15 protein-coding genes are annotated in these 17,441 nt (G+C 73.2%); 5 read left to right on the top strand and 10 right to left on the bottom strand.

From position 1 onward, the window contains the following. On the top strand, positions 1-263 hold a 263-nt coding region (locus ABZ924_RS33425; protein WP_361918376.1), incomplete at its 5' end, for a hypothetical protein. A 513-nt stretch (positions 264-776) separates the two neighbouring features. Then, positions 777-1,775, top strand: a complete 999-nt coding sequence (gene trpS, locus ABZ924_RS33430; RefSeq protein WP_361918378.1) for a tryptophan--tRNA ligase — start codon at positions 777-779, stop codon at positions 1,773-1,775. 100 nt (positions 1,776-1,875) lie between these two features. On the opposite strand, the gene proC is transcribed toward trpS, so the two are convergent. The 6 genes from proC to ABZ924_RS33460 form a co-directional block, all read right to left on the bottom strand. Beyond that, a complete protein-coding gene (gene proC / locus ABZ924_RS33435) occupies positions 1,876-2,685 on the bottom strand; it encodes a pyrroline-5-carboxylate reductase (RefSeq protein WP_361918379.1) in 810 nt (269 codons plus the stop codon). A gap of 95 nt (positions 2,686-2,780) precedes the next feature. Next, complete coding sequence (locus tag ABZ924_RS33440; RefSeq protein WP_361918382.1) at positions 2,781-3,554, bottom strand: ABC transporter permease; 774 nt, start codon at positions 3,552-3,554, stop codon at positions 2,781-2,783. Then, on the bottom strand, positions 3,551-4,396 hold the full coding sequence (locus tag ABZ924_RS33445) for an ABC transporter ATP-binding protein (RefSeq protein WP_361918421.1): 846 nt from the start codon (positions 4,394-4,396) through the stop codon (positions 3,551-3,553). Before ABZ924_RS33445 ends, ABZ924_RS33440 begins: the two co-directional genes overlap by 4 nt. Before the next feature lie 92 nt (positions 4,397-4,488). Further along, positions 4,489-5,805, bottom strand: coding sequence for a pentapeptide repeat-containing protein (locus ABZ924_RS33450; RefSeq protein ID WP_361918385.1), 1,317 nt, complete (start codon positions 5,803-5,805; stop codon positions 4,489-4,491). An 87-nt stretch (positions 5,806-5,892) separates the two neighbouring features. Then, entirely contained in the window at positions 5,893-6,429 is a 537-nt protein-coding gene (locus ABZ924_RS33455) for a hypothetical protein (RefSeq protein WP_361918388.1), read from the bottom strand. Positions 6,430-6,506: 77 nt separating this feature from the next. Then, positions 6,507-6,809 carry an SH3 domain-containing protein gene (locus ABZ924_RS33460; protein WP_361918391.1) on the bottom strand — a complete coding sequence of 101 codons (303 nt, stop codon included), beginning with the start codon at positions 6,807-6,809 and terminating at the stop codon, positions 6,507-6,509. Between the two features lie 105 nt (positions 6,810-6,914). Here ABZ924_RS33460 and ABZ924_RS33465 point away from each other — a divergent pair, with 105 nt between their 5' ends. Continuing rightward, a complete protein-coding gene (locus ABZ924_RS33465; RefSeq protein WP_361918394.1) occupies positions 6,915-9,116 on the top strand; it encodes a serine/threonine-protein kinase in 2,202 nt (733 codons plus the stop codon). Between the two features lie 154 nt (positions 9,117-9,270). Here ABZ924_RS33465 and ABZ924_RS33470 read toward each other — a convergent pair whose 3' ends face one another. Further along, the gene (locus ABZ924_RS33470; protein WP_361918397.1) at positions 9,271-10,929 is read right to left on the bottom strand and encodes a glycoside hydrolase family 71 protein; all 1,659 of its coding nucleotides are present in this window, start codon (positions 10,927-10,929) and stop codon (positions 9,271-9,273) included. 147 nt (positions 10,930-11,076) lie between these two features. Between ABZ924_RS33470 and ABZ924_RS33475 the strand changes: the two genes are divergently transcribed. Both ABZ924_RS33475 and ABZ924_RS33480 read left to right on the top strand, forming a co-directional pair. Continuing rightward, on the top strand, positions 11,077-12,420 hold the full coding sequence (locus tag ABZ924_RS33475) for a DUF2254 domain-containing protein (protein ID WP_361918400.1): 1,344 nt from the start codon (positions 11,077-11,079) through the stop codon (positions 12,418-12,420). 110 nt (positions 12,421-12,530) lie between these two features. After that, positions 12,531-13,001 (top strand): hypothetical protein, encoded by a 471-nt coding sequence (locus ABZ924_RS33480; protein ID WP_361918403.1) that lies wholly within the window; start codon positions 12,531-12,533, stop codon positions 12,999-13,001. Positions 13,002-13,425: 424 nt separating this feature from the next. Here ABZ924_RS33480 and ABZ924_RS33485 read toward each other — a convergent pair whose 3' ends face one another. The 3 genes from ABZ924_RS33485 to ABZ924_RS33495 form a co-directional block, all read right to left on the bottom strand. Continuing rightward, positions 13,426-14,208, bottom strand: coding sequence for a hypothetical protein (locus ABZ924_RS33485; RefSeq protein WP_361918406.1), 783 nt, complete (start codon positions 14,206-14,208; stop codon positions 13,426-13,428). Positions 14,209-14,269: 61 nt separating this feature from the next. Then, positions 14,270-14,827 (bottom strand): GNAT family protein, encoded by a 558-nt coding sequence (locus ABZ924_RS33490; protein ID WP_361918409.1) that lies wholly within the window; start codon positions 14,825-14,827, stop codon positions 14,270-14,272. A 117-nt stretch (positions 14,828-14,944) separates the two neighbouring features. Then, complete coding sequence (locus tag ABZ924_RS33495; protein ID WP_361918412.1) at positions 14,945-17,170, bottom strand: NADP-dependent isocitrate dehydrogenase; 2,226 nt, start codon at positions 17,168-17,170, stop codon at positions 14,945-14,947. Positions 17,171-17,441: the final 271 nt, after the last annotated feature.

A 17,441-nucleotide genomic window follows, 5' to 3' on the forward strand; every position in this document is an offset into this window, starting at 1 on the left:
AGGAACCTCATCCACCGGAGTGGACGGGGTATCAACTTCTGGCGTTGATTTTTGGCACGCTGTTGAGTTCTCAAGGAACGGACGCTTCCTTTGTATTCACCCGCAGTAACACTTACTGGGGCTTTCCTCCGGGCTTCGTTCTTCGTTTTTTCTTTCTTGCGATTCAGACTCTATCAGAGTCTTTCTCGCTCCGCCTTCCGGGCTTTCGCTTTCGCGTTTTCCCTTTCGGCGGTTCCGACTCTATCAGATCCTTTCGGGCCTGACTCCCGGTCAGCGGGATTTGCCGTCGGGCCCGTTGGGCCCTCGTGACGAGTGAGACATTAGCGGATTCCTTGCCCCCGAACCTAATCGGCGACTGCGTCCTAGAACGCGGATTCCTCATTCGCAAATACGCATGAGAACAAGACGGCAGAGTGCGCCGTTCGTTCGAGTGTGTAGTGCGGGATGGCTGTCCGGGGACCGACCAAGGTCGGCGCTCACGTCGGACAACTCGAAGAACCTTACGGATCGCGTATGGGTGTGTCAACTCGCGGAACTCCCGGACAGGAGCCGTCCGAAGGGCTAGCCTGCCCCCATGACTACGCATGCGCTCACGCTCAGCCTTCGCTGGTGGGCCGCCTGACGGCGGCCGGCACCTCCACGCGAGCACGCATGCGCTCACGGCCGCCGCCTCGGCGGCCGTTTCTGTTTCTCCCTCCCGGGAGTGGCTCGGTCGCCCGGCGCGGTGGCCCCGTCACCGACCTGCACCACCACTACTCACAGGGAGAGCAGCAGACATGACGAGGATCTTCAGCGGGATCACGCCGTCCGGGCACCTGACGCTGGGCAACTACCTCGGGGCCCTGCGGCAGTGGGTCGCGGCCGAGCACGCGCCCGCGGACGCGTTGTTCTGCGTGGTGGACCTGCACGCCCTGACCGTCGAACACGATCCGGCGCGGGTGCGGCGCCTCAGCCGGCAGGCCGCGACGCTCTTCCTCGCCGCCGGGCTGGATCCGCGGCAGTGCACCCTCTTCGTACAGAGCCACGTCGGCGAGCACACCCGGCTCTCCTATCTGCTGGAGTGCACCGCCACCGACGGGGAGCTGCGGCGCATGATCCAGTACCGGGAGAAGGCGGCGAAGGCTGAGGCCGCCGGGCAGGGGGTGCGACTGTCGCTGCTGACGTACCCCGTGCTGATGGCCGCCGACATCCTGGCCTACGCGGCGGACGAGGTGCCGGTGGGCGAGGACCAGCGCCAGCACGTGGAGTTGACCCGGGATCTGGCGGTGCGGTTCAACCAGCGGTACGGGCACACCTTCACCGTGCCCAGGGTGACGCTTCCCGCCGTGGGCGCGCGGGTCATGGACCTTCAGGATCCGAGCTCGAAGATGGGGAAGTCCAGTGCGAACGGCGCCGGGATCGTCTACCTGCTGGACGAGCCTGCGGTGATCACCAAGAAGGTGATGCGGGCCGTGACGGACAGCGGGGACGGCGGGGTGGTCTACGACCGGGCCGCGCGGCCCGGGGTGGCGAACCTGCTGGACATCCTCGCCGCCTGTACGGGCGGGGAGCCGGAGAAGCTGGCCGACGGGTACGCGCAGTACGGGCCGCTGAAGCGGGACGTCGCCGATGCCGTGGTGGAGCTGCTGCGGCCGCTGCAGGAGCGGCACGCCGAGTTGGCGGCCGATCCGGGCGAGGTGGAGCGGGTGCTGCGGGAGGGGGCCGGGCGGGCACGGGCCATCGCGCGGCCGGTGGTGGACCGGGCGTACGAGGCCATCGGGCTGCTGGCGCCCTGAAACCGGTGGACCGGTGGAGGGGAGGGCGGCCCCGCGCGCTTGCGGGGGCCGCTCGTCCCTTCACACCTCTCGTACGCCGGTTGCCGCGCCGGTTGCTGCGTCAGTTGCTGCCGGAGGCGAGTTCACGGCTGCGGTCGCGGGCCGCTTCGAGGGCGGCGATGAGGGCGGCGCGCACGCCGTGGCGTTCGAGTTCGACGATGGCGTTGATGGTGGTGCCGGCGGGGCTGGTGACGGCCTCGCGGAGCTTGACGGGGTGTTCGCCGCTGTCGCGGAGCATCACGGCGGCGCCGATGGCGGCCTGGACGATGAGGTCGTGGGCCTGGGCGCGGGGCAGGCCGAGGAGGATGCCGGCGTCGGTCATCGCCTCGACGAGGAAGTAGAAGTAGGCGGGTCCGGAGCCGGAGAGGGCGGTGGCGGCGTCCTGCTGGGACTCGGGGACGCGCAGGGTCTTGCCGACGCCGCCGAAGATCTCCTCGGCGTGGGCGAGGTGCGCGGCGGTCGCGTGGCTGCCGGCCGAGATGACGGACATGGCCTCGTCGACGAGGGCGGGGGTGTTGGTCATGACGCGGACGACGGGGGTGCCGGGGGCGAGGCGCTCCTCGAAGAAGGAGGTGGGGATGCCGGCGGCGCCGCTGATGACCAGGCGGTCGGCGGGGACGTGCGGGGCGAGCTCTTCGAGGAGCTTGCCCATGTCCTGCGGCTTGACGGTGAGGATGAGGGTGTCGGCGCGCTTGGCGGCTTCGGCGTTGCTGACGGCCTCGACGCCGTAGCGGGCGCGGAGCTCCTCGGCGCGTTCGGCGCGGCGGGCGGTGACGAGGAGCTTTCCGGCGGGCCAGCCTCCGCGGATCATTCCGCTGAGCAGGGCCTCGCCGATCTTTCCGGTACCGAGGACTGCGACTGTCTGGGTCATGCCCGAATTCACCTCGCCGAACTGACGGACGTACGTCGTACGCGGCCATCCTTGCACTCGGGCGGGGTGCGGGGGGCGTGGTGTCCGCTCCGTGGTCAGGGGGTGCGGCGGCGGAGGGTGGCCGCGCCGAGGGCGAGGACGAGCAGGGCGCAGGCGGCGACGACCACGGCGTCGCGGACGAAGTCGGCGGTCATGTCGGTGTGGGTGAGGACCTGGGTCATGCCGTCGACTGCGTACGACATGGGCAGGACGTCGGAGACGGCTTCGAGGGCGGGCTGCATGGTGCTGCGGGCTGCGAAGAGGCCGCACAGCAGCAGCTGGGGGAAGATCACGGCCGGCATGAACTGGACGGCCTGGAACTCGGAGGCCGCGAAGGCGGAGACGAACAGGCCGAGTGCGGTGCCGAGGAGGGCGTCGAGGAGGGCGACGAGCAGGAGCAGCCAGGGCGAGCCGACGACGTCGAGGCCGAGGAGCCACAGGGCGAGGCCGGTGGCGAGGAGGGATTGGGCGACGGCGACGGCGCCGAAGGCGAGGGCGTAGCCGGCGATGAGGTCGCCCTTGCCCAGCGGCATGGCGAGGAGGCGTTCGAGGGTGCCGGAGGTGCGTTCGCGCAGGGTGGCGATGGAGGTCACCAGGAACATGGTGATGAGGGGGAAGATCCCGAGGAGGGATGCGCCGATGCTGTCGAAGGTGCGGGGGCTGCCGTCGAAGACGTAGCGCAGCAGGGTCAGCATCAGTACGGGCACGAGCAGCATCAGGGCGATGGAGCGCGGGTCGTGGCGCAGCTGGCGCAGGACGCGGCCGGCGGAGGCGGTGGTGCGGGCGGCGCTGATGGCCCGGGTGGCGGGGGTGGCCGGGGTGGCGGTCATCGCGGTTGCTCCTGGGGTCGGGGTGCGCGGGCGGCGGCTTCGTCGACGAGGCGGAGGAAGCCCTCCTCGACGGTGGCGGCGTGGGTGCGGGTGCGCAGGGCGTCGGGGGTGTCCTGGGCGAGGAGGCGGCCCTCGCGCATGAGGAGGAGGTCGTGGCAGCGCTCGGCCTCGTCCATGACGTGGGAGGAGACGAGGATCGTGGTGCCGCGGCCGGCGGCGAGCTCGTGGAAGAGGTTCCACAGGTCGCGGCGCAGGACGGGGTCGAGGCCGACGGTGGGTTCGTCGAGGACGAGGAGCTCGGGGGTGCCGAGCAGGGCGACGGCGAGGGAGACGCGGCTGCGCTGGCCGCCGGAGAGGTGGCCGGCGAGGGCGTCGGCGTGGGTGGTGAGGTCGACGTCGGCGAGGGCGCGGGTGACGGTGGCGCGGCGGCGGTCCGCGGCGGCGCGGCCGGGGTCGAGGACGGCGGCGAAGTAGTCGAGGTTCTGGCGGACGGTGAGGTCGTCGTAGACGGAGGGCGCCTGGGTGACGTAGCCGATGCGGGAGCGCAGGTCCGGGTGGCCGGCGGGGCGGCCGAGGACGTCGAGGGTGCCGGTGACGTGGGCCTGGGTGCCGACGACGGCGCGCATGAGGGTGGATTTGCCGCAGCCGGAGGGGCCGAGGAGGCCGGTGATGCGGGCGCGGGGGACGTCGAAGGCGAGGGAGTCGAGGACGGTGCGGGGGTGCCGGCCGGTGCCGCGGCGGACGGTGAGGGCGTGGGCGTGGATCGCGGCGGGGGTCGGGGCGGTGGTGGTGGCCGGGGGCGCTGTCGCGTCGTCGGCGGTCTCTTGCTCCGGATTATTCATCACGTGATGAATAATGCTCCGGGCTATGCCGGGGCGTCAACAGTCGGGGCGGCTTGTGAGCGGCCGGGGCTTCGGGGCGCAGGGGTCGAGGGTCATTCCGCCGACCCGGGCCGCGGCCGGAACGGGCCCCAGTCATGAGGGGCGCCTCTTACGTGTTCGAAGGTGACCGTGGCTCCACCTTGCTCAGACCGGCGGAAGTCGACCTTGCCGGCGATGAACTGCGCTTCGTCGAACTTGATCGTTCCCCGATCGAACTGTGCGAGATGGAAAGGGACCTCGGCGCCACGGAACCGCGCGAACCCGAAGTCGACCGAGGCGCCGACGAACTGCGTGAAGACGAAGTCCACCATGCCGGCACCGAAGACGGTCGGGCTGAAGCCAATCGCGCCGCCGGACAACCAGGCCCCCTGGAAGCTGACCCGAGCACCCCTGAACTCGGCATGGGCGAAGTCGACCGCGCCGGCGTCGAAATCCGCGCCGGCGAAGGAGACCGTGCCGGACGTGAAGCGGGCGTAGGCGAAGCCGACGGTCGCACCCCTGAACTTGGCCTGGCCGAGGTGGACCGTGGCACCGTCGAAGTCCGCATCGCCGAAGTCGACCGTGCCGCGGTTGAACCCCACCTCGCCGAAGTCCACCTCACCACCGGTGAACCTCGCGCCACGGAAGTCGGCCACGACGCCCAGGGCGTCACTGCCGAACTGCGTATGCAGGAACAGGAACCTGTCGCCGACGAAATGCGCACTGTTGAACGAGATCCTTCCCTCGAAGTGGCATTCCGAGAGGTCTCCGCCGTCGAAGGTGGCGCGCGTGAAGTCGAACTCGTAGCGCGACCACGAGGTCCGGGCGGAGGTTCGGCTGTGATCGCGGATGACCCGGATGATGGTGTGCCGGACCTCGCGATCGCCCTCCTTGTACGCCGCCGCATCCGGATCGGGCTCGTACGGCATGCGCAGGTAGGCGCACAGGACGTCGATGCACACCTGCCGCTGCTCGTCCCAGTCGTCGGCGAGCCGGGTCATGGCGTGGACGCCGGCCAGGCGCACCGCAGCCCGGTCGTGGCCGAGCTGCTCCGCGGCGGTTGCGTAGCGCTCGGCGAGCCGGTCGGCGTCGGCCCGGTGGGCGTCGCCCTCGGCCAGGCGCTGCTTGCGGTAGGCGTGGACACCGGCGAGAACGGCGAGGACGAAGGCGAGCGCCGCGAGCGTGGTGCGGATCAGATCGTGGGCGGGTACCGGAGTCGGCTGGACGTCTCCGTGCGGCGCGAGGCTGCGGAAGAGGAAGAAGACCCCCATGCCCACGGCCAACGCCGCCAGGAGGGTGAGCGGGCCGACCAGCCAGACGTTCCACAGCTCAGGTGCGTACCGGCCGCGTGGTGCGGAGTCGGGGCGCGGGCGGCGGCGGTCAGCTGTCACCTCTCGATCGTGCTGGTGCTCCCGCTCAGCCGGCACCCTGTGGCGGCCGTTAGGCGGAACGGGGCGGTGCCCCGGGGTGGGGGACGGTTACTTCTTGCGCTTGGGGCGGCGCGCCGCCGGGTTGCCCGTGCGGCTGCTGCGGCGGCGGTCGTACTCCGCCTTGGCGCGCTCGTACTCGGTGCGGCGCAGCTTCTCGCCGGGCGCCTCGGAGAGGCAGCGCAGGAAGTAGGCGATGAGGGAGCCGATGAAACCGATCGTCTTCAGGCCCTTGAGGGCGGCCTCGTCGGAGGACGGCCGCGGGCGGCTGCCGAAGGACTCCCAGGTCTTGGCGAAGGCGATGGCGCTGGCGATCGCGAAGAGGACGACGACGGAGATGCTGAGGAACGGGCCGACGTTGCCGATCTCCAGGCCCTCGTAGGCCATGCGCAGCAGGTAGGCCGCGACGAAGGCGGCGCCGAGCGAGCCGGCGGCGAGGACCACGCGGCGCAGGGCGTAGCCGCCGTCGTGCGCCACCCAGGTGGTGCCGAAGAAGCGGATCGGCTCCGGCCGGGGGCCGGCCGGTGCGGCCTGGGCGGCGGCCGGGGTGGCCGGCGCGGCGGGGGTCTGCTGCTGCTCGTCGCTCACATCGGCGATTATCCCCCGCCGGGGCGCGGCGGCCCGGTCCGTCTCACGTGTCAGACGGGCCGGGCGCGGCCGCGCGGTCAGCTGCAGGCGGAGGCGACGTAGCCGTCGCTGCCGGTGTGGACGTAGGCGTCGGAGACGAACTCGCCGTTGCCGACGCAGTCCCAGATGCCGGTGGTGCCGTACGGGCCGCTGACCCGCTCGCCGTCCGTCTGGCAGCGGATCGTGACGGACGCGCCGTACGGGAGGACCCTGACGATGGAATAGGCGGTGCCGGGACCGCTGCGGACGTTCACCCGGTAGCCCGGGGCGACCGGGAACGTCTGGAATCCGGACCCGGAATCGAGGGTCTGGAATTGGCTGGATTCGTTCGCTGCCGACATGTGAAAACTCCCCCCTTGGCATTGCTCTGCGCAACTCGCGCAGGTTAGCAGGCCCTTGGAGGTGCGTACGGGGCATCGACTAGGCTCCGGCGGGGGTGGTGAGCGGTGCAGTCGCTGCGCGCGGACTACGTGGGCTTTCCGGAATACGCCGGCCAGTACCGGCTCGAGTCCGTACTCGGATCCGGCGGCATGGGGATCGTCCATCTGGCCACGTCCGGCTCCGGGCTGAAACTCGCCGTCAAGATCGTGCACCCCCAGCACGCGGTCGACCCGGAATTCCGCGCCCGGTTCCGGCAGGAGGTCACCGCCGCCCGGCGGGTCAGCGGGGCGTTCACCGCGCCGGTCGTGGACGCCGACCCGGACGCGGAGCGGCCCTGGATGGCCACGCTGTTCATCGACGCCCCGACGCTGTCCGAGCGCGTACGGGAACGGGTGCTGGACGAGGCCGAACTGATGCGGCTCGCGGCCGGGCTGGCGGAGGCGCTGCGCGACATCCACCGGGCCGGGGTCGTGCACCGCGACCTGAAGCCGAGCAATGTGCTGATGGCGCCGGACGGGGTGCGGGTGATCGACTTCGGGATCTCCCGGCCCGCCGACAGCGATCTGCGCACCGAGACGGGGAAGCTGATCGGGACGCCGCCGTTTATGGCGCCCGAGCAGTTCCAGCGGCCGCGGGAGGTGGGGTCGGCCGCGGACGTGTTCGCGCTGGGGGCCGTTCTGGTGCACGCGGCCACCGGGCGGGGGCCCTTCGACTCCGACAGCCACTACCTGGTGGCCTACCAGGTGGTGCACGGCGAGCCCGATCTGACCGGCCTGCCGGCGCCGCTCGCCCCGCTCGTGGCGCGGTGCCTGGCGAAGGACCCGGCCGAGCGGCCCACGGCCGACGCGCTGATCTCGGCGATGCGGGCGCTGGCGTACCCGACGGGTGAGGACACCCAGACCTTCGTGCCGCGGCCGCGGCGGCCGTCCGCGGCCCCGCCGCCGTCGCCGATGCCCGGGGCGGCCGAGGTGGCGACGCACCGGCGCGAGCGGGTGGCCGCCGTGGCCGAGCCCGGGACGCCGTCTGCGGGGCGGCGGCGGATGCGGGTGGCGGTCGCCGCCGGGGTGGGGCTGCTGCTCGTGGGGGGCGGGGTGATGGGTGCCTGCTCGTACCTGTGGGGTGGCGACGACGCCGGTGGGGCGGGGCCGACGGGATCGGCGGGGGCTGCGGCTGCCGGGAAGCCGTTCGCGCCGTGGTCGCGGGAGCTGGGGCGGCCGGCGACCGGGACGGCGGGGCCCGCGGGGGCCGCGGGGCCGGCCGGGACCGCGCCGTCGGCGTGCTCCTGGGCCGACGGGGCGCTGTACTGCGCGGGGTCCGGGCTGGGTGCGGCCCGGCTGGATCCCGCCGACGGCTCGGTGGTGTGGTCCGTGCAGGCCTCCCCCGGCACGGTGGAGACCGCCGCTCCGCTGCACGACGCCGGGCTGGTGCTGACCACGTCGGCCGCCGGGCGGACGCTGCGGGCGCTGGATCCGGCGACCGGGGCGGAGCGGTGGAAGCGGGTGCTGCTCGCCGGGTCGCGGGTCGTGCCGGCCGGGCCGCGGGTGATGATCGCGCTGCCGGACGGGAAGGCGGTCTCCGTGGACGCGGCCACCGGGGTCGCGCAGTGGACCAAGCCGTTCGGCGGGGTGGGGTCGGTGTGGTGCGCCGGCGAGGGCGCGAGCCCGCCGCTGTACGTGGCCACCCCGGCCGCCGACGGGAAGTCCACCCAGGTCTCGGAGGTCGACCCGGTCACGGGCACGGTGCGGGCGCTGGCCCGGACGCCTGGGGTCGCGGAGCCGGTGGGTGTGGCGGGGGGCGGGCTGTACCTGCTGGAGAACGACGCGGAGTCGATGACCCGGTCCGTGCTGCGCGTCGATCTCGGGTCGCGGGCGGCCGCGGTGCGGTCGGTGAAGCTGTCGGCGCCGCTGCTCCAGGCGCAGGCGGCCGTGGGGCCGGACGGCACGGCGTACGTCTTCGGGGTGTCGGGGGCGCTGGTGGCCGTGGGGGCGGAGCGGGAGGTGTGGCGGCTGCAGACCGGGGTGACGGCGGCGTCGCGCCCCGCCCTTGGCGCCGACCGGCGGGTCTACCTCACCGCCGTGGACGGGCGGCTGCTGGCGGTGGACGGCACCGCCGGGCACCTGATCGGCCAGACGCCGCCCCGCATGGGCACGGGCCGGGGCTTCACGGCGACCCTCCCGGCCCCTGTCGCGGCCCCCGACCGAGTCTTCGCCTCGGCCCCGGACGGCACCGTCTTCGCGGTCCCGACCCAGGACCCGTCCACCTGGTAGCCCCACCCGGCCCCGGCGGAGCCGGGATCCTTGGGGCTCCGCCCCAAACCCCGCGCCTCAAACGCCGGCGAGGCTGAAATGACCGCCCCCCGCTCCGAAAGCTGGGCAACGCCCCGCGCGGCTTCGAAGGCCCGGCTTCGAAAGGAGGCGGGCTTCAGCTGGGGCCGGTCCGGGTGGGTCGGGGGCGGCCGCTGGTGGTGGCGTGGTACTGGAGGTCCTGGACGGCGGCCGTGCGCTGCACCGGGTAGGGCAGTTCCGCCGCGGCGCCGGCCTGCCCGTCGCGGACGACGACCGCCGAGCTGGTGCCCGGGCGCAGCGGCAGCAGCGCGGAGTGGAGTCCGGCGGGGGCGTCGTACGCCGTCTCGGCCGGGCCCGTCCGCGTGCGTACGGTCGCCGGGGCGGTCAGGAAGCTGAGCACCTCCACCGTGTCCCGGGGCGCGGCGCTGCCCCTGCGCAGGGACATCCGCAGCGTCTGGCCGCCGGTGGGGGCGGCGGCCGCGAACTGGGTCCGCGAGGAGACGTACAGCGTGTCGCGGACGATCCGCGGCCAGCTGCCGGTCTTGAACCGGGTGAGGTAGTACGAGGTGAGGTCGAGGTAGGCGTGGCCGTTGTGCAGGGACGGCGCGAACTGGCTGCCCTCGGAGTAGTCGTTCCAGGTGGTCAGTTGGACCCAGTCGGCGCCGTCGTCGATGGCGTGGTTCCAGGTGGCGCGCAGGGTGGCGGTGTTGCCGGCCTCGTCGTAGACGCCCTGGTTGGGGCGGGCGTCCTGGACGGACACCGGCTGCATCCAGATCCTGCCCGCGGCGTGCGTCCGCTGCGCGCCCCGGGTGGCGCCGTCCTGGCCGGTGTAGCTGCGCGAGCCCCATTCGGAGAAGCCGTGGCTGATCGGCGCGAACCGGGCGTGGTGGGCCTCGAAGTCGAGGAACGTCGGAACGAGGGCGGTACGGATGCCGTGCCGGGACTGCATCAGGTCCGCGAACCTCTGCCACCAGGCCGGGTCCTTGGCCTCCGCCTTGAACGGGGAGACGACGAGCCGGCCGTCGCCGAGGCGGTGGGCGGCCGGCGCCCTGCCGAGGACGGCGACGGCGTCGGCGAGCACGGCCGGGTCGTCGGTGGTCAGGGAGGTCATGTCCGGCATCAGCATGACCGTGAAGGCGGGGTCGACGGAACGGGCGGCCTGCAGGAGGAGCTCGGCCCGCCGCCAGTGGGGGCCGGACAGGGACAGCAGGTCGAGGGTGAACCCGTCGAGGCCGGCCGCGCGGGCGGTGCGCACCTCCTGGCGGAGGTTGGCCAGTTCCCAGTCGCCGCCCTTGGGCCGCACGGGCAGCGGCCGGTCGCGCAGCAGTCCGCCGTAGCTGCGGTGCTTGCCGTTCTCGCCGGCGGGGTCGAGGTAGTGGCGGGTGTAGTAGTCCTCGTCGGCGCTCGCGTTGTCGAGGGAGAGCGGGTACGGGGTGAAGTAGTGGGCGAACACCAGCTTCCGGCCGGGTCCGGCGGCGGAGCGCAGTGCGGCCGGGTCGGGCAGGTCGAACGGCAGGGCGTCCGCGGTCCGTTGGTCGGCGGCGTCGCCCGCGGCGGTGTCGGCGGGGCGGGGGGCGGCGGCGGTGTCCGGCCCGGCGGACCGGGGCCCGTCGGCGCGGGGCGGGGCGCCGGCGGACCGCCCCGCGCCGGCGGTGAAGGGGTCCCCGGCGATGCCGGTGGCGGCGCAGAGACCGAGGAGGAGCACCGCCAGGAGCAGGGTCGACAGGGGTCGGCCGCGAAAGCCCCGGCGGCGCCGGTGGGCGGCCCCTCCCGTCTGCGTCCGGTCCGCCGTCATCGCCGCTGCCCTCCCCCTGGAACGTGCCCCGCGTACCGGGCCGAAGAGCAGTAGAGCCGATGAGCGGCTGCCGGACAACCGCGGCGCGTACGGCGCGCGGAGCAGCGTAGCCGCGTCCGCCGCCGTGCCGGGGCTAATTTGACATCCATGGCGATGACCGTCGTGCGGCGCAGCCGCGGTCCGTTCCCGACGCTGCGCAAACGCATGCGCAACTCCTTCCTCTTCGTGCCGTTCACGGGGCTGCTGCTGGGCTGGTTACTGGCCACGGCGGTCGTGCAGACCGACACGTTCATCCACGACCTCGACGCGCGGTGGACTGCAGTGGACCTCGCCGACCTGTGGTTCCTGCGGACCGCCGCGGACCTCGGGGCATCGGCCGAGACCGCGGTCGCGTCGATGAGCTCGGCGATGCTGACGTTCATCGGCGTGGTCTTCTCGATCACCCTCGTGGCGCTGCAGATGGCCGCCGGGCAGTTCTCGCCGCGCGTCCTGCGGCTGTACGTCGAGAGCCGGGTCACGAAGCTGACCCTTGCGGTGTTCCTGTGCACCTTCCTGTACACGCTGCGGCTCCAGAAGGAGTACACGGCCGCGGCCGATGCGGACGACGCGGTGGTGCCGTACGTGGGCGCTTCGCTCGCCATGGGCTTCGTGGTGCTCAGCCTCGTGCTGTTCGTCGTCTACGTGCACTCCACCATCCGGCTGATGCGGGTCACGTACGTCATGGACCACGTCGGCGAGGAGAGCCTCGCGCTGATCCGCGAGAGCGCCGAGCCGACGCTGCCGGGGCAGGACGGCGAGCCGGAGGCCGATCCGCCGCCGGATCCGGGCGGGAGCCTGGTGCTGCACGTCTGGCGGCCCGGCGTGCTCCAGGCCGTGGACGTGGAGCGGCTGGTGGCGCTGGCCGAGCGCGACGGGCTGGTGCTGCACCTGATCCCGCGGATCGGGGACTTCCTCGTGCCGTACACGCCGCTGTTCCGGGTCACCGGGGGGCCGACGCCTCCGGACGACGCGCTGCAGGCGGCACTGGACATCGGAGTGGAGCGCACCACCGAGCAGGACCTCGCGTTCGGGATCCGCCAGCTCGCGGACATCGCCGCCCGCGCCCTGTCGCCGGCGGTCAACGACCCGACCACGGCGGTGCAGTCGCTGGACCGGATCCAGGTGCTGCTGACCGCGCTGGCCCGGCAGCCGCTGGGGCGGGCCCACCACCGCGGCCGGGGCGGTGCGGTGCGGCTGGTGGAGACGCTGCCGAGCTGGCCGGAGCTGCTGGACCTGGCCCTCACCGAGATCCGGGACTACGGGGTGGGCTCGGTGCAGGTCACCCGGCGGATCGCGGCCTGCCTGGACGACCTGGAGCAGCTCGCCCCGCCGGAGCGGCGCGAGCCGGTCCGGCGCCATCGGGACCTGCTGGAGGAGGCCGTGTGGACGGCCGCGCCGAGTCCGCTGCGCGCGGCGTTCGCGCTCCAGCCCGACCGGCAGGGCATCGGCTGAGCGGTGCCCGTACGGCGGGCGCCCATACGGAATCTGCCATTCCCCTGGTTCCGCCGCAGCGCTGGCGCATAATCGTCGCTACGCGGCGCGAAGGAACCCTGGGCCGCGCCATGGACACGCATGCAATGGGGGGCATCGTGCCGATGAGGGAACCGGGGCGCGCCGGAACGCTGCCCGCGACGTCCGCCGAGCTGTCCCGCCTGCTCACCGCCGTGCGGCGGGGCCGGGTGCTCACGGTCACCGGGCGGTTCCGGGAGCCGCGGAGCCTGCTGGTGCGGGAGATCGCCGCGCGGCTGACGTCCAACTTCTGCGACGGGGTGGCCGTCGTGGCCCTCGACCGGCCCTTCGGGGTGCGGGAGCTGACGGCTGCGCTGTGCTGCGTGCCGGGGTGTGGGACGGCGAACGCCGTGTCCTGGCTGGCCGAGCGGGACATCCTGCTGGTCCTGGACGGCGTCGACCTGCTGACCCCGCACGCGCGGGTCTGGCTCCGCGGCCTGCTCGACGCGGCCCCCGGCGTCCGCATCCTGGCCGCCGGCCGCCTCCCCCTCGGCCTCCCCGCGGAACGCGTCCACCGCCTGTAGCGGGTGCCCGGCGAAGCCCGGCTCCTTGGGGCGCCGCCCCAACCCCCGCGCCTCAAACGCCGGCGAGGCTGGATGTGCCGCTCCCGGCTCAGGTGTCGGCGGAGCCGGCCGGGCTTCTTGGGGCTCCGCCCCAAACCCCGCGCCTCAAACGCCGGCGAGGCTGGAATTGCCCGCCGCCGCTTCGAAACCGAAGGCTGGGCTGTGTGGCGTCGGCCTCCGTTTCGGCGGCAGACGGACCGCCGGATGAGGTTCGAAGCCGGGGTCCGGCACATCCAGCCCCGCCGGCGTTTGAGGCGCGGGGTTTGGGGCGGAGCCCGGTGCCCGGCGGAGCCGGGGTCTGGGGCGGAGCCCGGTGCCCGGCGGGGGCAGGGGCGGAGCCCGGTGCCCGGCGGGGGCAGGGGCGGAGGCGGGCCCGGTGGCGGGGTCAGCTGCGGAGGCGGGTCAGGAGGCGTTTCAGGCGTGGGGGTGGCGGCGGGGCCGCCGGGCGGCGGGACTGGAGCTGGGTCCAGACGTCGGCCGGGCAGCGGCCCTGGGGGCGGGACTTCAGGAACTTCCGGTACGGCACCACCCTCGGCTCCCGCCCGATCTCCACCCAGTGCGCCCGGCCGGACACCCTGTCCCAGCCGTCGTTCGGGATCCGGATGTGGTCGCGGCGCCCGTCCTTGTCCTTGCTGGTGATCTGGGCGACGCGGGCGGCGCCCGAGCCGGTGTCCAGCACCACGCAGTAGTGCCGCAGCTGCCGCCCGGGATCCTCCCGCAGCGGCACCATGGCCAGCCACACCTCGCCGGGCAGGGGCCGCGCCCCGCGCCGCCGGTCCCACCCGCGTACGCCCAGGTGGACGACGAGCGCGGCCAGCCCCGCGGCGGCGCCCCCGGCCGCAGCCCGTACGTTCCCCGGCTGCCCCGCTACCCCTGACTTGAGGGCGAGCACGGCGCAGACGGCCACGGCGAGCAGGACCGGCGTCCGGACGAGGAGGAGCCACCACACGAACCGGGCGCCCCACCCGGCCACGGCGGTCAGGGCGAGGGCCACCGCGCCGGGGACCCCGTACAGCAGGGCCCACCGTCCGGCGCCCTCCACCCCCACCGGCACGCTCAGGTCCGGCAGGACGAACGGCAGCGACAGCAGGCAGCCCGCGAGGGCCACCGCGCCCGGCACCAGCAGACGGCCCGCACGGGACCTCTCGTCGCGACGCCGACGTGCCACCCGGTCTCCCCCCACGCCCCCCGGCGGCACGCTAACGCAACTGCAACTCCTGCGCCAGTACTCACAGTTGGCGGTCGGCGCGGCCGTCTGGCCGCTTCCACTCGTCCACGGGCAGGCCGAGGACCACCTCGTCGACGAAGGCCCCCGACACCCAGGCCGAGCGCCTCAGGGTGCCCTCCAGGGTGAATCCGGCCCGCCGTGCGGCGCCGATCATCGCGGTGTTGTCGGCGAGGGTGTCCACCTGGAGCCGGTGCAGCCCGCGCACGGTGAACCCGTAGTGGCACAGCAGCTGCACGACCTCCGCGCCGATCCCCCGGCCCCGGCTGCCGGGGCGCAGCGAGATGCCCAGGTGAGCGCTGCGGTTGTGGGTGTCGATGCCCCACAGCAGGGCCTCGCCCGCGAGCTCGCCGGAGGCGCGGTCGACGACGGAGAACACCGCCGCGCCGTCGGCCGGGGCCGCGGGTTCGTACGGGGAGTGGCCGCCGGCGGCGGACAGCGGCCGCCACGGCCGCGAGTCGGCGCGCGAGCGGGTCGGCACGTCCTCGTACAGCTCGGCGTGGAGTACGGCGACGTCGTCGGCGTGCCGGGCCCGCAGCCCGGCCAGTCGTCCCTGGATCACCGGCTCTTCGTAACCCCGCCCGGGCGCCGGTCGCAAGCGGGTTTCCCCGCGGACACGGGTCCGCCCCGGCCGGCGGCTGCCGACCGGGGCGGAACCCCTGACCTGACCTGCGGGTCCTTACGCCAGGGTGGCGATGGCCTGGTTGAAGGTCGCGGACGGGCGCATGACGGCCGCGGCCTTGGCCGGGTCGGGCTGGTAGTAGCCGCCGATGTCGGCCGGGGAGCCCTGGACCGCGATCAGCTCGGCGACGATGTTCTGCTCCTGCTCGGACAGGGTCTTCGCGAGCGGGGCGAACGCGGACGCCAGTGCGGCGTCGTCGCTCTGCGCGGCCAGCTCCTGGGCCCAGTACAGGGCCAGGTAGAAGTGGCTGCCGCGGTTGTCGATGCCGCCGACGCGGCGGGTCGGCGACTTGTCCTCGTTGAGGAAGGTGCCGGTCGCGCGGTCGAGGGTGTCGGCCAGCACCTGGGCGCGGGCGTTGCCCGTGGTGGTGGCGAGGTGCTCGAAGCTGGCCGCGAGGGCGAAGAACTCGCCCAGGCTGTCCCAGCGCAGGTAGTTCTCCTTGACCAGCTGCTGGACGTGCTTCGGGGCGGAGCCGCCGGCGCCCGTCTCGAAGAGGCCGCCGCCCGCCATCAGCGGGACGACCGACAGCATCTTGGCGCTGGTGCCCAGCTCCAGGATCGGGAAGAGGTCGGTCAGGTAGTCGCGCAGGACGTTGCCGGTGACCGAGATGGTGTCCTCGCCGCGGCGGATGCGCTCCAGGGAGAACTTGGTGGCCTCGACCGGGGAGAGGACCTTGATGGTCAGGCCCTCGGTGTCGTGGTCGGCGAGGTAGGTGTTGACCTTGGCGATCAGCTGCGCATCGTGCGCGCGGGTCTCGTCGAGCCAGAAGACGGCCGGGGCGCCGGTGGCGCGGGCGCGGGTGACGGCGAGCTTGACCCAGTCCTGGATCGGCAGGTCCTTGGTCTGGCAGGCGCGGAAGATGTCGCCCTCGGACACCTCCTGCTCCAGGACGGTGTTGCCGGCGGCGTCGACCAGGCGGACCGTGCCGGCGGCGGCGATCTCGAAGGTCTTGTCGTGGGAGCCGTACTCCTCGGCCTTCTGCGCCATCAGGCCGACGTTCGGGACGGAGCCCATGGTGGCCGGGTCGAAGGCGCCGTGGGCGCGGCAGTCCTCGATGACGGCCTGGTACACGCCGGAGTAGCTGCTGTCCGGGAGGACGGCGAGGGTGTCGGCCTCCTGGCCGTCCGGGCCCCACATGTGGCCGGAGGTGCGGATCATGGCCGGCATGGAGGCGTCGACGATGACGTCGGACGGGACGTGCAGGTTGGTGATGCCCTTGTCCGAGTCGACCATGGCCAGGGCCGGGCCCTCGGCGAGCTCGGCGTCGAAGGAGGCCTTGATCTCGGCGCCCAGGCCGTGCGGGATGGACTCCAGGCCGTTCAGGATCGCGCCGAGGCCGTCGTTCGGGGACAGGCCGGCGGCGACCAGGACCTCGCCGTACTTGGCGAAGGTCTGCGGGAAGAAGGCGCGCACGACGTGGCCGAAGACGATCGGGTCGGAGACCTTCATCATCGTGGCCTTGAGGTGCACGGAGAACAGCACGTCCTCGGCCTTGGCGCGGGCGACCTGCTCGGAGAGGAAGGTGCGCAGGGCGTCGACGCGCATGACGGAGGCGTCGACGACCTCGCCGGCCAGGACCGGTACGGACTCGCGCAGCACGGTGACGGCGCCGTCGGCGGCGACGTGCTCGATGCGCAGGGCGCCGGCCTCGGCGATGACGGCGGACTTCTCGGTGGACCGGAAGTCGTTCTCGCCCATGGTGGCGACGTTGGTCTTGGAGTCGGAGCTCCAGGCGCCCATGCGGTGCGGGTGGGCCTTGGCGTAGTTCTTCACCGAGGCGGGGGCGCGGCGGTCGGAGTTGCCCTCGCGTAGGACCGGGTTGACGGCGCTGCCCTTGACCTTGTCGTAGCGGGCGCGGATCTCGCGCTCCTCGTCGGTCTTCGGGTCGTCCGGGTAGTCCGGGAGCGCGTAGCCCTGGCCCTGGAGCTCGGCGATCGCGGCCTTCAGCTGCGGGATCGAGGCCGAGATGTTGGGCAGCTTGATGATGTTGGCTTCCGGCGTCTTCGCCAGCTCGCCGAGCTCGGCGAGGGCGTCGGCGATGCGCTGGCCCTCCTCGAGGTGCTCCGGGAAGCTGGCGATGATCCGACCGGCCAGGGAGATGTCACGGGTCTCGACATTCACACCGGCCGTCGACGCGTAGGCCTGGATCACAGGCAGGAAGGAATACGTCGCGAGGGCCGGGGCCTCGTCAGTGTGCGTGTAGATGATGGTCGAGTCAGTCACCGGATGCTCCGCTCCACAGTCTGCGTCTCTCGTCTGCAACATTGCTCGACATCAAGATATCTCGTGATCGGGCCCATCTGGACAGCCCCCTGCCGACAAGCCGGACGAGACGCGTGTCACCCCGCGTGGCAGGTGGGGGCGGCCGGGGGGCGGCCGGAACGGCGCGAGCGCCGCACCGGCTGTTTCCAGCCGGTGCGGGGGCCGGCGCGGGGGGCGGGCCGCGGGGGGGCGCTCCGTCGCGGGGGGCGCGGCGGGGGGGGGCGGGGGGGGT

This window comes from Streptomyces sp. NPDC046876 (assembly GCF_040645035.1).
GTDB lineage: Bacteria > Actinomycetota > Actinomycetes > Streptomycetales > Streptomycetaceae > Streptomyces.